At 58.1% G+C, this 4,436-nt stretch carries 2 protein-coding genes and 1 pseudogene; all 3 read left to right on the top strand.

From position 1 onward, the window contains the following. A pseudogene (locus AC6EI8_RS24640) lies at nucleotides 1-598 on the top strand (type VI secretion protein); the annotation flags it as partial. Between the two features lie 2 nt (nucleotides 599-600). Then, nucleotides 601-3,090, top strand: coding sequence for a phospholipase D-like domain-containing protein (locus tag AC6EI8_RS24635; RefSeq protein ID WP_226109658.1), 2,490 nt, complete (start codon nucleotides 601-603; stop codon nucleotides 3,088-3,090). 113 nt (nucleotides 3,091-3,203) lie between these two features. Continuing rightward, entirely contained in the window at nucleotides 3,204-4,199 is a 996-nt protein-coding gene (locus tag AC6EI8_RS24630; protein ID WP_226109656.1) for a T6SS immunity protein Tli4 family protein, read from the top strand. The last annotated feature ends 237 nt before the right edge of the window (nucleotides 4,200-4,436 follow it).

Below are 4,436 nucleotides of genomic sequence, written 5' to 3'. Positions count from 1 at the left end.
GGGCGGGGCGTCGATCACGATCGAGGGTGGGAATATTACGGTGGAGTGTCCGGGGGCGATTACTTACAAGAGTGCGCAGCGGAAATTCGATGGGCCGGTGGACAAGCCTTTCGCCCTTCCAGCATTTCCCGATACACCCATTACCGATGTTCCGGTCAAGTTCAATTTTGTGCTGAAGGACATTCCGGGTCCGACAGGTGTAGCCCTGCCGCTCACACAGTGGCGTGTGGTTCGTGCGGACAATGAGCTGTCGGCGCTAATGGCTGAGGAAGACGTGCTGACGGGCCAGAGCGATGATGAAGGAAAATTGACACTATCGGAGGCGGAGCAGCGCACGCTGCAGGACGCCTGCAACGAGGATAGTGGCCGTGTCTGGCTCGTTTGCGAGAGCCGCGCCTACCAGATATCGATGATGCGAGAAAAGCAGGATTGGTCTGAACGTCAGCAGAAGGCACACGCTTTGAATGCGATGGGGTATGCAGATAGCCTTGATGCGGCGGAGGGAGTTCACGTATCAGAGTTTCACGCCGACCTGGCGATGCGCGAAGGGAACACACGGTCCGGTAAGGCGTTGCTAGACTCGTTAAGGAACAAATGACCATGACGAGGACAGCCAGTCCGAATCGCGTCGTGCCGCAACTTGTCGGCGAAGATGGATCTGCGGCAGAAGCCACGGTGACCAGCAACGTCTGGGTCGGGCACAAAAGCGTATTCTCGCAGCCGACGGCAGGCAACCACTTCCAGTTCTTTACCACTGGAAAGGCATACTTCGCCGATCTGATCGCCGAGTGCGATAAGGCGACCCAGGAGATTTACATCATCGGATGGCAAGTCAACTGGGACGCCATGCTTGCACCGAATGTCCGATTGTGGGATGTGCTGCACCGCGCCGCCACGCGTGGTGTCCAGATATACGTGCTTCCTTGGAACGATAGAAATCCGGTCCAAACGTACGACGACCAGGCCAAGGCGGCGCTCGAGGCCATCAACCGGCTGGTGGGCAAGAAGCGCGTACACGTCGAGTTGCCTAAGTCATACGCTACGCGAAACAACGCCTACTTCAGCCATCACCAGAAGCAGGTCGTCATCGATAGAAAGATTGGCTATGTCGGAGGCATCGATCTCGCATATGGCCGTTATGACGACGACACTTTTGATCTGCATGCCGACAAGGATGGCCGCTATGCGCTGAACCGCTATAACCCCTGCGTGGCATGGGTAGGTAAGCTGTCGGAGAAGTCCGACAACTTAGTCGATCCCGACTTGTTGTCAGGCGCGGTCGATGTTGCGACGGTGCCTTTTCTCACCAAGAGCAACGCCGACGTTGTGCTCAAAAATATAGAAAAGGGAGCGTTTCAAGTCCCGTACGGTGAGGCGTCCACGCTCACGGTGTTGGGCAATGCGATGGGAGTGCCCAAGAACTTCGAAGGTAACCCCGTTTCCCTTCTGACGCTCAGCGAAAAGACGCAACCCCGTATGCCCTGGCAGGATGTGCACAGCCGCATCCAAGGCCCCGCGGTATCCGATCTGACGCGCAATTTTGTCGTGCGATGGAATGCATGCAGCAAACTGAAGTTGCCGGCGCCTCAGCCGCCTGAGAAGTACGAAAAGAACGGTTCCGTCCAAATTCAAGTGTTACGCAGCGCCCCGGTCGGCATGCGGCAGGCCGAGCATAGGGGCATGACGGCGAAGGGCGCTACGCCATCCGGCACCGAGGACGATATCCATCGCGCGATGCTCCAATTGATCGCGAAGAGCGACCGGTTCGTTTATATAGAAAGCCAGTTTTTTGTTTCGGCCTTCGGACGCGAAGCGGATTTCGGGACGAAACTATCCCCGGCCGCGCAATATATCAATTCCTTCGGCGGAAAGGATGCTTCCAGTAGCGCAGACGTGGTCGTGAAGTCCGATAACGACAGCAAAGTCCGTCCCAAGATCGAGGGCTTCAGCGTCAAGCTGGACGTCGACGACAAGGGGATGTTCGATCCGCCGAAGAATGGTGTGTGCCAGGCGCTCATCACGCGCATTACCAAAGCGATCTTCACCAAAGGCAAGCCGAAGTATCACGTTTATATAACCCTCCCGGTGCATCCCGAGGGGGCGTTGGCAAATGCTACGATTGCGGTGCAGGTTTACTGGACGATGCAGACGCTGGTCTACGGCAGCCGTAGTCTGCTCAATGGCGTACGCCGTGCGCTGAAGGCACGGGAACTGTACGAGAAAAAAGACCCGCAATATCTCCGCGTCATCCAGGACGAACACAATCGAGAGTATGAGTCCATTCCGATTGAACAGTGCTTCGAGTATGTGACGCTACTGAACCTGCGCAATTGGGCCAAGCTCGGCGATCGGTACGTGACCGAGCAAATCTACGTTCATACGAAGCTGATGGTTGTCGACGATCTCTACGCCCTATTGGGCAGTGCCAATATCAATGACCGGAGTCTGTTGGGCGAGCGCGACTCGGAGATCGCGGTCCTGGTTGTCGATGACAATACCAAACGCGCCGATATCAATGGCACCGGCAGCATGCGTCCGACAAGGGATAGTGCCCATGCGCTTCGGAAAGCGGTGTGGAACAAGCTGTTCGGCATCAGCGGCAAGGTCCGTCCCGCATCCCATCTGGCTCGCGCCATTGAAGAGCCTGGCAAGCCGGACAGCTGGCGTCTGATACAGCAACAGGCACGCTTGAATGCCGAAGCCTATGAGAAGGCGTTTGATTTTGTGCCGCGCAATAGGTCGCCCTACGCGCCTGATGATTCGGCGTCCATCGTGCCAAATTGGGATCCCAATAAACGTAGTCCGGCCAAAGGTGAGACCCTTGGCTATCCTGCCTTTCCTCAACCCTCGGAAGACGATTTCTGGACAGCTCCCCGACATGTTGCCGCAGGTGCGGCGTCGCTGGAGAAGATCAAAGGCTTCATTACCGCGCTGCCAATCGAATGGACCGACGGCGAGTTCAATCGATTTGGCTATCCGACCATGCTGGTCGCAGAAAACGACGACGCTGCCAACACGGAGGATCGCGAAAGCCTCGCGGTTGCAGATGCGAGAGATCCGCGGCAGCCGGCTGAACGGAGCGCAGTATGAGGCAAGGTATTGTCCGTAGCTTGATTCCCGCTGCCGCATTGGCATGCTGCCCACTGGCATATGGTCAGGCCGCCGTGGGGAGTGGGCAATGGCTACCCGAATGCGTAGGACGGTTGGAATTGCAATTGCCTGGGCCGGCCGAGCAGGCGGCTTGGGATCCTGTCGAGGTCGCCAAACGGATTCGTGGCGACCTGCGCCGCGATCCTCCTGCACGCTATTCCGATGGCGAGCGTGCATTTCACGTGAATCTTGGCGATCGGGGGCCTCTGCTGATTACGCACCCCATGAGCGATAGCCAACGCAACGTGGTACGAGGCGCTGTCGATATACGGGTGACGAAGGATGGCGCCATGTTGAAAGCACGAGATGGCAAGGACGTGTATGGCACGCGCGCGACTTTCGACCACTTGGACTGGGCGGGATCTGGCGGCAAGGCGTGGCGTGTAGGCAGTCAACTCTCAGCGTTTACCACGGTCGGCAATTCCGGCTTGTGGTGGAAGCTAAGTACCCACGACAGCGACGCCAAAGCCGACGAGGCGGAGTTCGCCTCGCTGATGGCGGGCGCGATGCCGAGGGCTCTAAACACTGTGCCCACCAAGCCCGGCCTGTGCATGCCCTACGTGTTCTTGCCCGATGACGGTGTCGCGCCTCGATATGTAGCGGCCAGCTATCGCCTGAAGGGGCAGCCCGACGTGATCGTCGGCCTGGAGGACAAGTCCGCCGCTCCGCCGAATGCGAAGCTGAACGCCAGGATGCGGGATCCGGAAGGTGTGTCGGACTTCTTCTGGACCGGTCTGTACCAGGACCGTCGCGACGTGACCAGCATCTGGAAGGACCGCTACCGTAGCACCACGATCGCTGGGGTGAAGGGCGTGGAGTCGTTCGTCCGCCTCCGTCGCGAGGATGGAACCATTGATCATGGCTACTTGGTTGTAGCTCTCGGCAGTCCCCACGCACAGGGCAGTTTCAGCATGATGCTTCACGTCATTCAACGTTCCGACTTTGCCCGCAAGGCAGGAGTTCCGCCGCTCGATGAAGCATCGTTCCTTGCGCTGGCGAGGGACATCGCTGCGAAGGTGACCCCCAGAGCCACGGGGAATGCGCGGTAGCGTATTACCGACGCGATCATCGGACGGTCACAATAGGAAACGAAGATTTGACTCGGCCCAATTCGGCTAAAGCATATGTTGTTCAAGGAGGAGGGCCGGATATGTGGCCGGCAAGGTCGGCTGCACATCCCGAGATGGAGATGCGTGGTTAATTCGAGTGGCTCTGTCTCATAGCCTGGCAGGGATCAACGGGGCAGGATGGAAGGTGTTGGCTATCTGACCCTGTCCCGCGTCATG

This window comes from Cupriavidus sp. R6-3 (assembly GCF_059772245.1).
The sequence above is the reverse complement of the archived record's forward strand: the minus strand, read 5'-3'. Positions and strand labels throughout refer to the sequence as shown.

What these genes read in the sequence shown, in the direction of transcription:
- AC6EI8_RS24635 (WP_226109658.1), top strand. Translation starts at nt 601, where the DNA reads ATGACGAGGACAGCCAGTCCGAATCGCGTCGTGCCGCAACTTGTCGGC.